This window comes from Methanobrevibacter sp. TLL-48-HuF1 (assembly GCF_023617305.1).
Classification (GTDB): Archaea; Methanobacteriota; Methanobacteria; order Methanobacteriales; family Methanobacteriaceae; genus Methanocatella; species Methanocatella intestini.
Genome location: NZ_CP081485.1, coordinates 1,143,682 through 1,163,355, shown reverse-complemented (window position 1 = coordinate 1,163,355; position 19,674 = coordinate 1,143,682). Strand labels below are relative to the sequence as shown.

Genomic DNA, 19,674 nt, shown 5'->3' with positions numbered 1-19,674 from the left:
CTGAATGTTTATAAATGTTTAATAAGAGCATGTGAAAACTAATCAAAAAGTAGTGTAATTTAATTTTAAAGTAAAGAACTTGTTAAAAAAAAGAAAAAGGAGAGATTAATTAAAATCTCCCAAATTAAGATATTATTATTGTGTTTCCTGTTTGGAAATCATTCCAGTAAGATGTAATAATGTATTTTCCACTCATTAATCTCATAGCTAATGAAGCAACACCATTTTCATCAGTGACTTTATTATAGAACACACCATTTATGTTAAATGTTACATTTTGGTTAGCTAATGGTTTACCTTGACCATCTAGTGTTTGTGCAGTGAAGTTACTGCCATCTTCATGAGTCATATTAAGGTCACGGGTAACTAAAGTAGGTAAAACAGTTATATTGTTACCTACAGCTAATCCTTCATATATTGTTGTAATGATATATTCTCCAGGTCTTAAACTGATTCCCAAACTTACTACACCTTTATCATCAGTGCTTCTAGTATAGAATACTCCATGAATGTTGAAAGTTACAGTTTTGTTTACTGCTAAGCTTCCGTTTTTATCATAGATAGTTGCCTCAAATTTGGAAGCGTTTAAGTAATATTTGGTTAAGTCATTTTGCACGATTAATGATTTTACGGTTATGTTAAATCCTTGTTCTTCACCAGTTACAGGGTTGTAAGCAGTTAAAATATAATTTCCAGGTCTTAACATAATACCTAACTCAGCAATACCATCATCATTAGTAGTTCTATTGTAGAATACACCGTGAATGTTAAATCTGACAGTAGTGTTAACTAATGCTTTTCCATCACTGCCAATGAATTTAGCATAGAATTTAGTATCATTTTGATACATTTTAACTAAATCTTTAGCTATGATACTTGGATTAATAGTAACAGTAACATTTTTGGAGATTTTACTGTAGATATCAGATCCATTATAAGTTACAGTTACTGCATATACATTGGAATCTAAATTAAGACCCATAGATGCAGTACCGTTATCATCAGTAGATTTAGCATAGTCCACACCATTAATATTGAAGTATATAGTAGCATTAACTATTGGTTTACCTTGAGAATCTGTTAATTTAGCAACTAAACGGGTTCCGTCATGGTAAAACATTACAACATCATTAACATCTAAGTTTACATTTGGAATTACAGTTATGTTTCCTTTTTTAGTCATGGAATCATATTTAGCATCACCAGAGTAAGTTGTAGTGATATTATGATTTCCAGCACTTAAAGCAGGAATATTTACTTTTGCAGTTCCGTTAGTTACATTTGCAGTGTATTTTTTACCGTCGATTTCAACAGTAACTGTTCCAGTTGCATCTTTAGGTAAATCCACACTAATAGTAGAGTTTACTCCTTCTTTAAATTCAGGAACAGAAACATTCATGTTATAATCAGTTACTTTAGATACAACTACAGTTGCATTAGCTTTGTTTTGTGCATATTTGTCATCAGCGAAAGTAGCTGAAACATTATAAACACCAGCACCTAAACCAGAAACAACAACTTTAGCAGAACCATTACTAATTACAGCATTATAAACATCTTTACCAACACTAACAGTAACATTACCTGAAGCGTCTTTAGGAACGTTTACTATAATAACAGCATCTTCTCCAACTTTAACATCACCAGGAACAGTAATGTTCATATTATAGTCAGATATTTTGGATACTGTGAATTTGGTTGTGTTCTGATTAGGATTATAATTGTTGTCTCCATCGTATTTAACAGTTACAGTGTAATTGTTTGCTTTAAGATCAGATATTGTTTTAACTGCTTTACCATCTACAATAGCTACAGTGTAATCTTTACCGTCAACAGTAACAATCACATTACCTGTAGCATCAGAAGGCACATTTACACTTACTGTTACATTTTCACCAACTTTAATGTCATCAGCATTAACTGCAACAGTTGAGTTTAATTTATTAACTTTGAAATCACCGTTTTCATCAACAGCAGCATAATTATCATTTCCTGCCCAAACAGCAGTAAATCCATAAGTACCTGCAGCTAATTTAACACCAGTTAAAGTACCTTTACCGTCAGTAACATTCACAACATAGAATTTACCATTAACAGTAACAATTACATTACCATTTAAAGGAGTACTGTTAACACCAGTTAAGGTAGCTTCAATAGCAAATTCATTGCCGTAATTTACATCAGCAATAACAACACCTAAAACAGGTTGTGCTTTATCAACAATTACAAATCCGTCAACTACAACATCATTATATTTATCATCACCACCGTATTTGACACCAACAGTGTGATAACCAGCAGTTAAATCTTTAACAACTTGTGTAGCTTTACCATCAGTAATATTTGCAGTATATGGAGTTCCATCAACAACAATAACTACTTTACCAGTAACATCAGCAGGTAAAACAGCTTCAACAGTTAAATCTTCACCAAAGACAATGCCATCAACAGTTACATCCATAGTAGGATCAACTTTAGACACAGTAAAGCTGGAAGTAGCAACTGCATCATTATAATTGTTATCACCAGAATATTTAACAGCTACATCATAAGTATCAGCTTTAAGACCAGACACTTTTACATTAGCCATACCATTGATAACAGTTCCATTGTAATTTTTACCATTTACATTAACAGTTACATTACCAGTAGCATCACTAAGTAATTTAACAGTAATAACAGCATCTTCCCCAACTTTAATGTCACTAACAGCAACATCAATAGCAGAATCTACCTTATTAACATTGAATTTACCGGAATCACTAACTGCATTATAATTATTATCACCTGCAAATTTAGCAGTGAAATCATAAGATCCGGCAGCTAATTTAACACCAGTAACATTACCTTTACCATTAACGACGTTTACAGTGTAATCTTTACCATTAACAGTAACAATCACATCACCGGTTAAAGGAGCATTATTAACACCAGTTAAAACAGCATTAACAGTAAATACATTACCATAATCTACATTATTAATAATAACATTTAAAGCAGCATCTGCTTTAGCAACATTAACAACGTCAGTAAATTCAACACCAGCGTATTTATCATCACCAGCATATTTAACAACTACAGTGTAATCACCAGCAGCTAAATCTTTAACAACTTGTACAGCTTCACCATTATCAATAGCTACATGATAATCTTTACCATTAACAGTGATAACTACTTCACCAGTAGCATCAGCAGGTAAAACAGCATCAACAATTAAATCTTCACCAAATACAATGTTATTAACAGTTACATCCATATCAGAAGTTATTTTAGATACACTAAATTCAGCACTGCCAGTTGCTCCATTATAATTGTTGTCACCAGCATATTTAACAGCTACAGTGTAATCACCAGCTTTAAGATCAGATACAGTTGCACTAGCTACACCATTTTCAATAGCTGCTGTGTAATCTTCACCATTTACAGTAATAATTACTTCACCAGTAGCATCATTAGCTAATTTAACACTAATAACAGCATCTTCCCCAACTTTAATATCACTAACCGCAACATCAATAGCAGAATCTACTTTATTAACTTTGAAATCACCGTTTTCAGTAACACTAGCATAATTATTATTTCCTGTCCAAGCAGCAGCAAAACCATAAGTATCCGCAGCTAATTTATCACCAGTTAAAGTACCTTTACCATTAATAACATTCACAACATAGAATTTACTATTAACAGCAACAAGCACATTACCATTTAAAGGAGCATTGTTAACACCAGTTAAGGTAGCTTCAATAACAAATCCATTGCCATAATCAACATCAGCAATAACAACACCTAAAACAGGTTGTGCTTTAGCAACATTAACAACACCAGTAACTTCAACACCAGAGTATTTATCATCACCAGCATATTTAACAACTACAGTGTAATCACCAGCAGCTAAACCACCAATAGTTTTAATAGCTTTACCATTATCAATAGCTACATGATAATCTTTACCATTAACAGTGATAACTACTTCACCAGTAGCATCAGCAGGTAAAACAGCATTAACAGTTAAATCTTCACCAAATACAATATCATCAACAGTTACATCCATAGTAGAATCAACTTTAGACACAGTAAAACTGGAAGTAGCAACTACAGCATTATAATTGTTGTCACCAGCATATTTAACAGCTACAGTGTAATCACCAGCTTTAAGATCAGATACAGTTACAGTAGCTACACCATTATTAATAGCTGCAGTGTAATCTTCACCATTTACAGTAATAACTACTTCACCAGTAGCATCATCAGCTAATTTAACATTAATAACAGCATCTTCGCCGACATTAATGTCACTAACAGCAACATCAATAGCAGAATCTACTTTATAAACATTGAATTTACCAGAATCACTAACTTCATTATAATTATTGCTTCCTGCGAATCTAGCATTGAAGTTATAAGATCCAGCAGCTAATTTATCAGCATGGAAAGTACCTTTACCATTAACAATAGCTACAATGTAGTTTTTACCATTAACTGTTACAATTATATTAGTATCTAAAGGAGCATTATTAACACCAGTTAAAACAGCATTAACAGTAAATACATTACCATAATCTACATTATTAATAATAACATTTAAAGCAGCATCTGCTTTAGCAACATTAACACCTTTAGTAACATCAACTGCATTATAATTGTTATCACCAGCATATTTAACAGAAACAGTGTAATAACCAGCGTTAATACCAGAAACAGTTGCACTAGCTACACCATTTTCAATAACTGCAGAGTAATCTTTACCATTAACAGTAATAACTACTTCACCAGTAGCATCAGCAGGTAAAACAGCGACAACAGTTAAATCTTCACCAAATACAGCACCATCAACAGTTACATCCATGTCCGGAGTTATTTTAAGTACACTAAATTCAGCACTGCCAGTTGCTCCATTATAATTGTTGTCACCAGCATATTTAACAGAAACAGTGTAATCATCAGCTTTAAGATCAGATACAGTTACAGTAGCTTCACCATTTTCAATAGCTGTAGTGTAATCTTCACCATTTACAGTAATAACTACTTCACCAGTAGCATCATCAGCTAATTTAACACTAATAACAGCATCTTCACCAAAGTCAATAGTATCAACAGCAACATCAATAGATGAATCTACCTTATTAACTTTGAAATCACCGTTTTCAGTAACAATATTGTAATTATCATTTCCTGCCCAGACAGCAGCAAAACCATGAGATCCAGCAGCTAATTTATCACCAGTAGCAATACCTTTACCATCAGCAGCAACTTCAACAGTATATTCTTTACCATTAACAGTAACAATCACATTACCAGATAAAGGAGCATTATTAACACCAGTTAAAGTAGCTTCAATAACAAATCCATTGCCATAATCAACATCAGCAATAACAACACCTAAAACAGCATCTGCTTTAGCAACATTAACAACTTCAGTAACTTCAACACCAGAGTATTTATCATCACCAGCATATTTAACAACTACAGTATGATCACCAGCAGTTAAATCTTTAATAGTTCCAGTAGCTTTACCATCGATAATAGTTGCAGGATATGAAGTTCCATCAACAACAATAACTACCTCACCAGTAGCATCATCAGGTAAAACAGCTTCAACAGTTAAATCTTCACCAAATACAATGTCATCAACAGTTACATCCATGATAGAGTCAACTTTAGACACAGTAAAGCTGGAAGTAGCAACTGCAGTATTATAATTGTTATCACCAGAATATTTAACAGCTACATCATAAGTATCAGCTTTAAGACCAGACACTTTTACATTAACTACACCATTAACAACAGGTTCAGTATAATCTTTACCATTTACATTAACAGTTACACTACCAGTAGCATCACCAAATAATTTAACAGTAATAACAGCATCTTCACCAACTTTAATATCATTAACAGCAACATAAATAGCAGAATCTACCTTATTAACTTTGAAATTACCGGAATCACTAACATCATTATAATTATCACTACCTGCGAATTTAGCAGTGAAATCATAAGTACCAGCAGCTAATTTAACACCAGTAGCATTACCCTTACCGTCAGTAACTGCAACAGTATAATCTTTATTATTAACGGTGACAATCACATTACCATTTAAACCAATAGCATCCACACCAGTTAAGGCAACATTAATGTTAAATATTCCACCATAATCAACATCTGAAATAAATACATTTAATGCAGGGTCAGCTTTAGATACAGTTAATAAAGCATTGCTTACACCAGGCAAGTATTTATCATTACCTGCAAATACTGCAGATATATTATAATCACCAGCATTTAATTCACGTAATGGAAGTTTTGCAAATCCATTTTCAACAGTTACAGGATAAATTTTACCATTTACATTAACAGTAACTACTGAACCGTCAATATCAGAAGGTAAAGTGATTATAACAAGTCCGTTTTCACCAAAAGTAATATCTTCAACATTTATTTTTAAGTTAGCTAAAACTTTATCTACTTTAAAGACTGTTGAATTTTCAGCAGCTACATAATGATTATCACCAGAATAACTTGCAGATACTTCATACTCATCAGCAGTTAAATCTTGGAAGTAGAATTTAGCTTCACCATTGTAAATAGGCAATATATAATCAATACCATTTAAAGTTAAAGTTATAAGACCAGTTGCATCTTTAGGTCCGGTTACAGTAATTATTTCAAGATCTCCAACAGTAATATTTAATGCACCGACAGTTAAATCAGGAGTTGCTTTTGATATATTTAACATACCTGTTTTAATATTAACATCTGATCCGTCATAAACAATGCCGACTGTTTTACTACCAACATCTTTTACTTCATAAGATGCAATATAAGAACCGTTTCCTAAACTATTTGCTATATACTCAACATTATCAATAACGAAGAATAATTTTTGACCAGCTACAAGAACACCATCAGCAACAACAGTAGCATGTAAAGTTACAACATCACCGTAACAAACATTTACAGTTTTATTATCTAAAACAGTTACAATTATTCCACCAGTACTTGAAATAGTATTTATATCACCAATATTAATAATTGGAGCTTTGTTTTCAGTGTAATTACTATACTTGTTACCATTAATACTTAAGATACCTTCCTTATTGTAAATCTTATTATTGTAAATAATATCTCCAAATTGTGCTTTATTATTGTCAAATTCTGAACCGGAAACTGTTAAATCACCAAGATTATAAATAGCTCCAGCATAAGAACCTGCAGTATTGTTTACAAATTTAGAAGAATCAACAGTAGCGATAATTTTAGTATATTGTGAATCAAATCCAATAGCTCCAGCAGTAGTAGTAGCTGTGTTGTTTATAAAGTTAGAACCGTCAATATCAACAGTTCCTTCATTAATCCAAGCAGCTCCACCATATTGAGCTTTGTTATTAGTGAAATTAGAGTTAACTATTTTACCTGAAACAGGTATATTATCCTGAGTTACTATAAGTGCTCCACCATTATTGTCATTAGGACTCATATCACCTTTACCAAATGCTGAATTGTTATCAAATACAGAGTTGGAAATAGTGTAATTAGATGCCCATACAAACATTGCTCCACCATATAAAGCTGTGTTGTTAACAAATTTAGTTCCATCTACACTAATAGTGTTTATAGCACTGCCAGATACTCCACCAGTTGCAGCTAAAGCTCCACCCCAACGGCCAGAGTTATTAACAAAGTAAGAATCACGAATAGTAGCATTACCAATAGTAGTTACAGCACCAACTAAACGATCACCATTTACATAGTTTTTAATATTGTTTGTAAAGTTAGATTTTGAAATATCTAATTTAGCATTTTCCCAGTTGTAGATAGCAGCTCCACCATGATCAACACCAGCAGAACCACGATTAAGAATATCATTAGCATCAAATACAGAGTTAGTAACAATCAATTCACCATTGTTTAATACAGCACCACCATAACTATCAGCAGCATTATCTTTAAATGTAGAATTATCAACAGTTAATTTTGCACCATTCTCATTTAAAACAGCTCCACCTTTTGATGCTGTGTTTTTAGTGAAGTTTGAATTTGTAATCTTTGAATCAACATTTGTAAAAATAGCTCCAGCAACAGGTGCTTTATTACCTACAAATGAAGAATTATTTATTGATACAACTAAATCTTTAACACTTGCACGAGAAAAGCCAACAGCTCCACCTTCAGCAGTAGCTATGTTATTTTCAAATACGGAATCAGTAATAGTTACAAATCCTTTATTGAAGTAAGCAGCACCACCATATTGAGCTTTATTATTAGTAAATTTAGAACCGGAAATAGTACCAGTGATTGGTTCATTGAATTTACTTACTTGAGATACAACAAGAGCACCACCATTATTATTATTTGGAGTCATATTACCTTTACCAAACGCAGTATTGTTATCAAATACACAATCAGCTATATTGTAATTAGATCCCCATATGTAAACAGCACCAGCATATAAAGCAGCATTATCCCTAAATATAGTATTAGATACTGTTAAAGTACTTGAATTTTTCCTTAATTCAGCACCAGTAGCTGAAATAGCTCCACCCCAACGGCCAGAGTTATTAACAAAGTTAGAACCACTAACAGTAGCATTACCAATAGTAGTAATAGCACCAACTAAATTATCACCATTCTTATAATTCTTAATATTATTAGTAAAATTAGAATTAGTTACTTTTAATGTGCCCTCTTTCCAATTATAAATCGCTGCACCACCATAATCAACACTAGCACTACCACGATTAACAATATCATTAGAATCAAATACAGAATCAGAAACAACTAAATGACCATTGTTGAAAACAGCACCACCATAACTATCAGCAGCATTATCACTTAATTTAACATCACTTAAAGTTAAAGAACCATCATTATAAATAGCTCCACCCTTATCAGCTTTACCATTAATTAAAGTAGCATTAGTTAAAGTAACAGTAAATCCTTCACCAATACTGAAAATCCTACCTAAATCCCTAGCATCAATAGTATGACCTTTACCATCAATTCTAATATTCTTATTAATAACTACACCATTTACAAAGTTAGCAGCTTCATCATCAGTCATTACAACATTTTGATTAAGAGTTAAAGTACCGGTAACAAGACCAATAGCATTTTGCAAATCAGTGAAATTCTCAATACCTAAATCAAGGTTGCCTCCAAAGCCAACATAATTAAATATAGTATCAGGAGCATTGTTAACAAATTCAGTGTTTCTAACAGTTAAATCTTTCACATTAACTATAGCACCACCATAGGATGCGCTATTGTTAATGAATTTAGAACCAGAAATTGAAACTTCAGGATTACCATTAACAGTATTAATATCAATAGCTCCACCTTCAACATCAGCAGAGTTATTAACAAATTCTGAATCCGTAATTTTAATGTTACCTTCACAAATATCAATAGCTCCACCATACTGAGCTTTATTATTAATAAATTTAGAACCAGTAATAGTTCCAGCAATAGCTTTATTAGTATCAGTTACTTCAATAGCTGCTCCATTGTTATTATTTGGAGTCATATCACCTTTACCAGATGCAGTATTCTTATCAAATACACAATCAGACACAATAAAGTCAGATCCCCATACAAAAATACCTGCACCATACAATCCGCCATTCTCTTTAAAAGTAGAACCAGATACAGTTAAAGTATTTACATCATCACCAGCAATCAAAGCGCCAGAAGTAGTAATAGCTCCACCCCAACGGCCAGCATTATTAACAAAGTAAGAATCGGAAATTGTAGCATCACCAATAGTAGCAATAGCACCAACTAAACGATCACCATTCTTATAATTCTTAATATTGTTAGTGAAATTAGAACCAGATACAGTTAAAACACCATCATACCAGTTATAAATCGCTGCACCACCATAATCAACACTAGCAGAACCACGATTAACAATATCATTAGAATCAAATACAGAATCAGAAACAACTAAATGACCATTGTTGAAAACAGCACCACCATAACTATCAGCAGCATTATCACTTAATTTAACATCACTTAAAGTTAAAGAACCATCATTATAAATAGCCCCACCTTCAGTAGCCTTACCATTAATTAAAGTAGCATTAGTTAAAGTAACAGTAAATCCTTCACCAATACTGAAAATCCTACCTAAATCTTCTGCACTAATAGTATGACCTTTACCATCAATTCTAATATTTTTATTAATAGCAACACCATCTACAAAGCCAGCAGCTTCATCATCAGTCATTGCAATATCAGAATCAAGAGTTAAAATACCATCAACAAGATTTATAGCATTTTGCAAATCAGTGAATGTTTCAATACCTAAATGCAATTCTTTAGAGTTGTGAATAGCTTGTGGAGTATTATTAACAAATTTAGAATCTTCAATAGTAACTACGGGATTATTTATTGCAGAACCAATATCAATAGCTCCACCTTCAACATCAGCAGAGTTATTTTCAAATAATGAATCAGAAATTGCAATATTACCCTCACAAATATATATAGCTCCACCATATTGAGCTTTATTATTAGTAAATTTAGAACCAGTTATAGCACCAGTAATATCTTTACCAGTATCAGTTACTACAATAGCTGCTCCATTGTTATTATTAGGAGTCATATCACCTTTACCAAATGCAGTATTCTTATCAAATACACAATCAGATACTGTAAAGTCAGACCCTGCTACAAAAATACCAGCACCATACAATCCACCATTCTCTTTAAAAGTAGAACCAGATACAGTTAAAGTATTTACATCATCACCAGCAAGCAAATAACCTGCAGTTGAGATAGCTCCACCCCAACGGCCAGCATTATTAACAAAGTAAGAATCGGAAATTGTAGCATCACCAATAGTAGCAATAGCACCAACTAAACGATCACCATTCTTATAATTCTTAATATTGTTAGTGAAATTAGAACCAGATACAGTTAAAACACCATCATACCAGTTATAAATCGCTGCACCACCATAATCAACACTAGCACTACCACGATTAACAATATCATTAGAATCAAATACAGAATCAGAAACAACTAAATGACCATTGTTGAAAACAGCACCACCATAACTATCAGCAGCATTATCACTTAATTTAACATCACTTAAAGTTAAAGAACCATCATTATAAATAGCCCCACCTTTATCCGCCTTACCATTAATTAAAGTAGCATTAGTTAAAGTAACAGTAAATCCTTCACCAATATTGAAAATCCTACCTAAATTCTTAGCATCAATAGTATGACCTTTACCGTCAATAACAATATTCTTATTAATAACTACACCATCTTTAAAGTTAGCAGCTTCATCATCAGTCATTGCAATATCAGAATCAAGAGTCAAAGTACCTCTAACAAGACCAATAGCATTTTGCAAATCAGTGAAAGTTTTGATACCTAAATCAAGATTTGCTACTCTGAAATTATAAATGGTATCTTTGGAATTGTTAGTAAATGTTGAATCAACAACTGTTAAATTATAATAGTTATATATAGCTCCACCATATTCTGCAGAGTTACTATCAAATTTAGAATTAATTATTTCTACAGCAGGTTTATTTATCTGTGAATCAACAGCAATAGCTCCAGCACAATACTCCGCAGAGTTATTTACAAATATTGAATTTTTAATTGTGATTTTTCCTTCACAAATATCAACAGCTCCACTGAAATGAGCTTTGTTATTAGTAAAGTTAGAATCAGTTATAATACCAGTAATATCTTTACCAGTATCAGTTACTACAATAGCTGCTCCATTGTTATTATTAGGAGTCATATCACCTTTACCAAATGCAGAGTTTTTATCAAATACACAATCAGATACTGTAAAGTCAGACCCTGCTACAAAAATACCAGCACCATACAATCCACCATTTTCTTTAAAAGTAGAACCAGATACAGTTAAAGTATTTACATCATCACCAGCAAGCAAATAACCTGCAGTTGAGATAGCTCCACCCCAACGGCCAGTATTATTAACAAAGTAAGAATCGGAAATTGTAGCATCACCAATAGTAGCAATAGCACCTACTAAACGATTACCATTCTTATAATTCTTAATATTGTTAGTGAAATTAGAACCAGATACAGTTAAAACACCATCATACCAGTTATAAATCGCTGCACCACCATAATCAACACTAGCACTACCACGATTAACAATATCATTAGAATCAAATACAGAATTACCAACAACTAAGTTACCATTGTTGAATACAGCACCACCATAACTATCAGCAGTGTTATCACTTAATTTAACATCACTTAAAGTTAAAGAACCATCATTATAAATAGCTCCACCTTTATCAGCTTTACCATTAATTAAAGTAGCATTAGTTAAAGTAACAGTAAATCCTTCACCAATATTGAAAATCCTACCTAAATTCTTAGCATCAATAGTATGACCTTTACCATCAATAGCAATATTCTTATTAATAACTACACCATTTACAAAGTTAGCTGCTTCTTTAGCAGTCATTGCAACATTTTGATTAAGAGTTAAAGTACCTGTAACAAGACCAATAGCATTTTGTAAATCAGTAAAAGTCTTTATATTTAAATTAAGATTACCTCCAGCACCTACCCAATTAAATATAGTATTAGGAGTATTGTCAATAAAAGTAGATCCTTTAACAGTTAAATCATGTACATTGCATATAGCTCCACCAACTGGTGCACTATTGTTAATAAAATTAGAACTGGAAATTGTAACTTTAGGGTTACCATTTGCAGCATTAATATCTATAGCTCCACCTTCAACATCAGCAGAGTTATTAATGAATTTTGAATTTAAAATTTTAATGGTTCCTGCACAAATATCAATAGCTCCACCATATTGAGCTTTGTTATTGGTAAATTTAGTTTTACTTATAGTTCCAGTAATAGCTTTATCAGTATTGGTTACTTCAATAGCTGCTCCATTATTATCATTTGGAGTCATATTACCTTTACCAGATGCAGTATTGCTATCAAATACACAACTAGTAATCGTGAACTTAGAACCTTCTATAAATATACCTGCACCGTATAATCCTCCATTTTTACTAAATGTAGACTCACTAATACTTAATTCATTAACTTTCTTACCAGGTAATGAACTGCCTGAAGTAGTAATAGCTCCACCCCAACGGCCAGAGTTATTAACAAAATAAGAATTTTGTGAAATTGTAGTTTTACCAAGAGAAGTTACAGCACCAACAATATAATCCCCATTTTTATAATTTTTAAGGTTGTTGGAAATAGTACTATTTTTAATAAATAATGTACTATCATACCAGTTATAGATAGCTGCACCACCATAATCTTCAGAGGCAGAAGAAGTACGTTTGGTTATATCATTACTATCCACTATACATTTTTGAATAGTTAAAGTTCCTTTGTTGAATACTGCACCACCCATAGTAGCAGCAGTATTGTCTTTAAAAGCAGTGTCGTATGCATATACAGAACCAGTATTATATATTGCACCACCAATATCAGCATTACCATTAATTAAATTAGCATTATATATATTTAATTTATCAGCTGTTGAGGTAACATTAAATATCCTACCTAAATTATTAGCATTAATAGTAAAACCGTCACATTTAAGATTAACAAGATGGTCAACAACAATACCATTTACAAACTTATCAGCTTCACTATCTAACATAGTTACATTAGAACTTAAATGGATATCACCTTCAACCATATTTATAGCTTTTTGCAAATCAGTAAAGGTTTTAATTTCACTTATGTTTAAAGTACCAGTATAATACATATAAACCATATTATTAGTAAATGTTGTATCATCATCAATATTTAAAGTATATCCATTATAAATAGCACTACCTTCTTTTTTTGCAGAGTTATTGGTAAATGTGGAATTTTTAATATCTAAAGTAGCTTTACCTGTTTTTCCACCTTCATATATAGCACCACCTTGATTAGTTGCAGTATTGTTTATAAAAGTACAGCTGTCAACACTGGCACTGGAAACACCATTATGATCATCACCTAATCTATAAGCAGCACCATTCTCTGCAGTATTGTTTATAAAATTACAATCAGATATTGTACCTTCACAACCATACCATGTAAGAAGAGCCCCTACATTAGGATTATCACTTCCATAACCAACACCTTTATTGTTGGTGAAATTGGTTCCGGATATTTTGAAAGTAGAACCTATAACATTTACAGCTGCACCTTGGAATGCTCTATTTGCATCAAATACTGAATTTTCAATGATAATCTGATTTTTACCTGCGCTAGTGTAACCTAAAGAAGTTACAGCACCACCATAACATCCGCTGTTATTTCTAAAGTAAGATTTTGAAATTTTAGTATATCCTGTTGCAACTACTACACCGTCTACAAGATCTCCAACATTATTGTCACGAATAACCATGTTTTTATGGTTATTAATTATTTGTGAATTAGAGATTAATAATGAAGCACCATTATCTGCATAGATAGCTGCACCTCCATTATCAATATTTTGACTTCTGAATTGCACATCATTTCCATCAAAAACAGAACTGTCTACAATACAAGTTCCAGTAGTGTAAATTGCACCACCATATTTATAGACAGTATTGTTTTTGAAATTCACATTATTTACAATTAAAGTAGAACCATCAAAGTAAACAGCCCCACCATTACTTACAATTCCTGAACTATCAGAAACAGGATTTGCATTAATTAAAGTCAAATCATTTAATGTTAATGTAACAGAAGGATCTTTTACTAAAAAAATACTTCCATGACCATTAGCATCAATTGTATGACCATTTCCGTTAATTATAGTAGTCTTTGTAATAGAAATACCATAATTATCCTTTTCATCATCTCCATGTTTGACATCATAATTAAGCTCAAATACATTTTGAGAATTATCAATGTCTGTTTGTAAAGATGTGAAATCTTTTTGAATTTCATTTGGTGCCTGATAAGTATTATTAGTATCAACAGATACATCTTCAGCAGAAACTGCAGACATGCTTAAAAGTACTAATAAAAGAACTAACACACCAATATTCTTTTTTAGACTCATGAGATTTTTCTCCTTTTCTAAAAATTACAATTAAACACATTAAAATTTAAACTGAACTAACAAATAGTTAGACAATGTATATATCTTTTACACAACTTATATAAAACTACCTATTTAATATGAATAAATTAAAATATAACATAATCAATCAAATAGTTAATCAAACAAAAAACCATTTTTAAAATATAAAAATGAACAAAATTAAAATAAACCAAATAATAAAAATAAGTAAAAAAAGGTATAGGATTAATAAATAAAAATTAAATTATGTGTAAAAAATAATATTAAAAATAATAATAAGTAAACAAAATATATATTAAATAGCTAAAATTTAAAAAACATGATTAAACATAAACTATTTAATTTATAAATTATCAACACATTTTTTAAATTTTGTAGCAGCCTCCCCAATAGCTATTACCTTATTACAGTCTAGTTTTAATGCCTGATTAATTCCCTCCCGGACTTCATCAAAAGTTGCACCAAGAGTGCCTTTTTTAACAAAATCATCAACATGATTCAGCATAATTTTTTCTTTAAGTTCAGGATGTTCACTTATTTTATCACTAGCTATTTTTTGAGAAGCACTTGAAGCAGGAACAACATATTTGGAAAATTCTAAAACATTATCAAATATTTCCAAATCCCCTTTAGCACCGGATTCTGATGAAATTGTAATAACTGTAGTAATATCACCATATAACTTTTTAAATTCCCGTAAAACCGTTTCAACACCTGCAGGGTTATGTGCAAAATCTACAACAACATCCTTTTCGCCAATGGTGGCTACTTTTTCCATTCTACCGGAAACCCCTCCAAAAGTAGCTATTGATTCCAATATTTTATCATAAGGTAATTTTAGAAATTCATGAGCTGCAATAATTACGCCTGAAACATTATAAACATTATGAATTCCATCAAGAAGCATTTTAACTTCCAGTTTTTCATCTGGAGTATGTAACTCAAAGGATCTATTTTTCAAATCAATATTAGTTGCAATATAATCCAGCTGCGGAGTTGTTAGACCGCATTCACATAAATAATATCCTGAACCTGAAATAATCTCTTTAACATCAACGGTTTTGCCGCAAACACATTCTTTAGAAGATACACATACAGGCATTTCATCTACTCCAAAAGTAATTACTTCACCTGCAAAGTTCAATTCCCTTAAAAGCCCCATAATTGTCGGATCCTGACCGTTTACAATAAGTTGCTTTCCATTTAATCCTTTTATAAATTCTGCCTTGACATGTGCATACTCCATAAAGCTCCCCAAATCATTTAAATGATCAGGAGTTATATTAGTTATTAGTCCGGAACTTAACTGAGAATTTCCAACTATTCTCTCAATAGTACCTGGAACTCCAAATGTGCCTACTTCCAAAATTCCCACATCACCATTTAACCGGGACTGTAAAATTGGAATATACTCGGCATTTCCCTGCATTTTTTCCAAGTTATGTTCAACAGGTACAATATTATTATCACAGGCTATTTTTTTCAAAAGAGTTGTGGTAGTCGTCTTACCGTTAGTGCCGGTTATTCCAAATACCGGTTTGTTTACTTTAAAAATATCTATAATATCACTAACTTCCAAAACAGGAATGTTTTTTTCCTGAATAATGTCAAATACTTTAGCTGTTTTAGGTAAACTTATTGGTGGAATTATATAATCTGCTTTTTCAAAAAACTCTTCCGGATGAGATTCATAAAATACTTCAATATCATACCCTTCCAAAGATTTTTTAAACCTGCAGTCATTAGCAGATGCCATGTCTGTTCCAATAACATCAAATCCGCGGTCTTTAAGAATTCTGGCTACCAGATTACAGTTAGCTCCACAAATCCCAATTACACCAAATGTGGTATCTTTCGAAAAATCAGACTCATTCATATTTTTTACTTCCCTCTTCAAGTCCTTTCATGATTTTTTCAACAGTGGTGAGTCTGTCATAAGCTATAAGTGGCCCCATATGCAAAATAATGTCTCCAGGTTTGGAATATTTGAATGTTAAAGCAGCAGCTTCAGTAATATCTCTGGTAGCTACCTTAACCGCATTCGGATTTTCAACAGCATCTAAAACTTCATATGCCGCATCCATTTCAACTTTCTGGTTAACTTCATTAAATCCGCTAGCTATTATAACATCTACATATTGTCCAACAAGCTTTCCAACTTCTGCCTTATCTCTTTTAGACAATGTATCAAAATGATCTAAAAACAGTACAACATTGTCATCTTTAAAATAATCAAGAGTGATTTTCATTCCATCATATAAAAATGCAGAATCCAGAATAACTTTTCTTCCATTGTACTCACCAACATCCTCCATATGTGCCGGAAGTCCTTTAAATTCAGATAATGCATCAGTAATATCTTCCTGAGAAACGCCATAAGTTAAAGCAACACTGCTGGCCCCTACAGAGTTTTCAAAGAAATAGCTGACCATGTGGAATGGTGTTGTAAATTCCCCTTTTGAATATCTGACGGTTAATTTTTCATCACCTGCAGTTCCAATGAAATCACAGTTATCATCTAAAGCATAATAAAGAGCATTGTCCCTTACCGGAGCTATAATGTCTCTACAGGAATTATTTGCAATAAATATTTCACTCATTTTTTCCAAAATCAGTTTACGTTGCTGATATTTCTCAAGAGAACCTCCAAATTCAGACAGATGGTCTTCAGCAATATTGGTTAAAAGACCAATTTTAATATCCAATTCATCCAGAAGTCCGATAGTTCCATGAGGAAGTTCAAAAATAGCTATATCACAATTTTGAGCTTTACCTTTAACTATGCCATCAATAATAGCTTCACTAACTAAATTATTAACTAAAGAAGAACAGGACCATACTTTATAACCTGCCTGTTTAAAAATGCTTGTTGTGATAAATGTAGTAGTTGTTTTACCCATAGTTCCCGTGATTCCAATAATATCAACAGGAATTAAATCATTTACCATTTTTGAAAAGTCTTCATTAGTAATAACATCTAAATCAGCTTCAGCAACCTTTTTTGCAATAGGTGCACTGTCAGGCAAACTTGGAGCCATATAAACCTTATCAATACCCTCAACAGAAGGATTATCATTTTCCAAATCTAAAACGACACCTTCCTTTTCCATCTGTTTTAAAATACTTTGTACATCCTGTTTAAAATCAGACAAATGTTTCGGATCAGTTATAATAACATTATGATTTTGATTATTAAGCAACCTTGCAACAGGTCTGCCGGCATTTCCCGCACCAATAACTAAATAATTCATAAATTTATCCACCTATAATTATTATATGATTTTATTAAATTTAAAGTTGAAGACCATTCCTTAAAAAGTTAATTGCATTTAAATAATATTTTTCAATACCAATTATAAACTGTTTCCTATAAAATACGCTTTTAAGAAAAATAGCTGAAAAGTATTCTATAGAAATTTATTGAAATTTAAAAAAAATAGTGGAAAAAATTATTCAAAGTGAATTAAATTTTCCACATCATCATAAACAACATCAAGTCCGCACATAGAGGGAACATAATTAGCTGCTTTTGCTGAATTTACACCAATTACTTCAAAGCCCATATCTTCAATAGGCGCTACGACCATACAGGTATCACAGACCACATTACCACCTGAATCTTCAATAGCTTTTGTATAACCCATTCTGTCAGCTGTTGCTTTTACGCTAACTGATGTACAAATCCATAATTTATTTTTAATTGATTTTCCCCTGACAATATTTGCAACTTCTTTTATTTCTTCCAATGAAGCATGAGGACAGCCTAAACAGATTAAATCCGGTTCATCAGCTGTAGTGGATAATTTGTTACGGGTGTCTAAAATGTCGTCTTCAGAGATTGTAATATGATCATCAGCTTCACTTTTAGCAGCCAATTCATATTCCGGAGTAACGTTCTCCATATGATAAAGAGCTACTGAACCTGATGAGGCAAGTGCTGCTCCCAATGTTTTTAAATTATTATTATCAGGAATATTTTTAAGGGTGAAGTAAGGCACTCCTCCACCGACAATTTTCCCAACAATATATCCGAGAGCTCCGAAATCAGCACCTGCGAGTTCGGTTTCAACATCCACTACTAAATTAGCCTTCCTATTTTCATCTAAATGGAATCCATAAAGAGGAGTTTTACCAACAATAGCTGCAGCTAATGCTGCCGGACCACCTTCACGATTAGTTTTAGCACCAATTACAGAATTAACATAAGCTACTGCTGAAGATTCTGACCAGGACACATGGTCTCTAAATCTGGGAACATTTCCAACAAGATAAGGAGTACAAGTACATGTTTTTGAGATTCCAAGTTTGCCGTAAGCTTCTACAATCTGATTTTGCTTAACTGAAAATTCTTTTGGAAATCCGAGAGCTTCCCAATTATCCAAATCAGTTCCTGGAGGATTTAGGGAAGAATTAACACTAGCTACTCCTTTATCATCACTGGCTAAATCCTGAAGATATTCCAGTCCCGCATCACCAATAGTTTTATAAGAAACTCCAGAAACCTGTGCTGAAGTGATATCCACCAATTTAGAAGCACCATAAATATCTCCTAAAGCTACTAAAATATCCATACTTTTTCTAACAGTTTCTCCAAACTCCCCATCACACATTTGTTCTTCTTTTTTTGTTAAAAACAT

Annotated in this window: 4 protein-coding genes; all 4 read right to left on the bottom strand. The window is 32.3% G+C overall.

Annotated features, from left to right (window positions below; genetic code table 11):
- Positions 1-124: 124 nt before the first annotated feature.
- Positions 125-15,016: an S-layer family protein gene (locus K4897_RS05445; protein ID WP_250415683.1), complete on the bottom strand. Its 14,892-nt coding sequence runs from the start codon at positions 15,014-15,016 to the stop codon at positions 125-127.
- A 364-nt stretch (positions 15,017-15,380) separates the two neighbouring features.
- Complete coding sequence (locus K4897_RS05440; protein WP_019266807.1) at positions 15,381-16,913, bottom strand: Mur ligase family protein; 1,533 nt, start codon at positions 16,911-16,913, stop codon at positions 15,381-15,383.
- Positions 16,906-18,288 (bottom strand): Mur ligase family protein, encoded by a 1,383-nt coding sequence (locus tag K4897_RS05435; protein ID WP_094516600.1) that lies wholly within the window; start codon positions 18,286-18,288, stop codon positions 16,906-16,908. Before K4897_RS05435 ends, K4897_RS05440 begins: the two co-directional genes overlap by 8 nt.
- A gap of 198 nt (positions 18,289-18,486) precedes the next feature.
- On the bottom strand, positions 18,487-19,674 hold the full coding sequence (locus K4897_RS05430) for an aconitase X catalytic domain-containing protein (RefSeq protein WP_305883881.1): 1,188 nt from the start codon (positions 19,672-19,674) through the stop codon (positions 18,487-18,489).

Bases quoted from the DNA above. Each gene is read 5' to 3' on its own strand.
- K4897_RS05445 (WP_250415683.1), bottom strand. From the start codon at position 15,016: ATGAGTCTAAAAAAGAATATTGGTGTGTTAGTTCTTTTATTAGTACTT.
- K4897_RS05440 (WP_019266807.1), bottom strand. From the start codon at position 16,913: ATGAATGAGTCTGATTTTTCGAAAGATACCACATTTGGTGTAATTGGG.
- K4897_RS05435 (WP_094516600.1), bottom strand. From the start codon at position 18,288: ATGAATTATTTAGTTATTGGTGCGGGAAATGCCGGCAGACCTGTTGCA.
- K4897_RS05430 (WP_305883881.1), bottom strand. From the start codon at position 19,674: ATGTTTTTAACAAAAAAAGAAGAACAAATGTGTGATGGGGAGTTTGGA.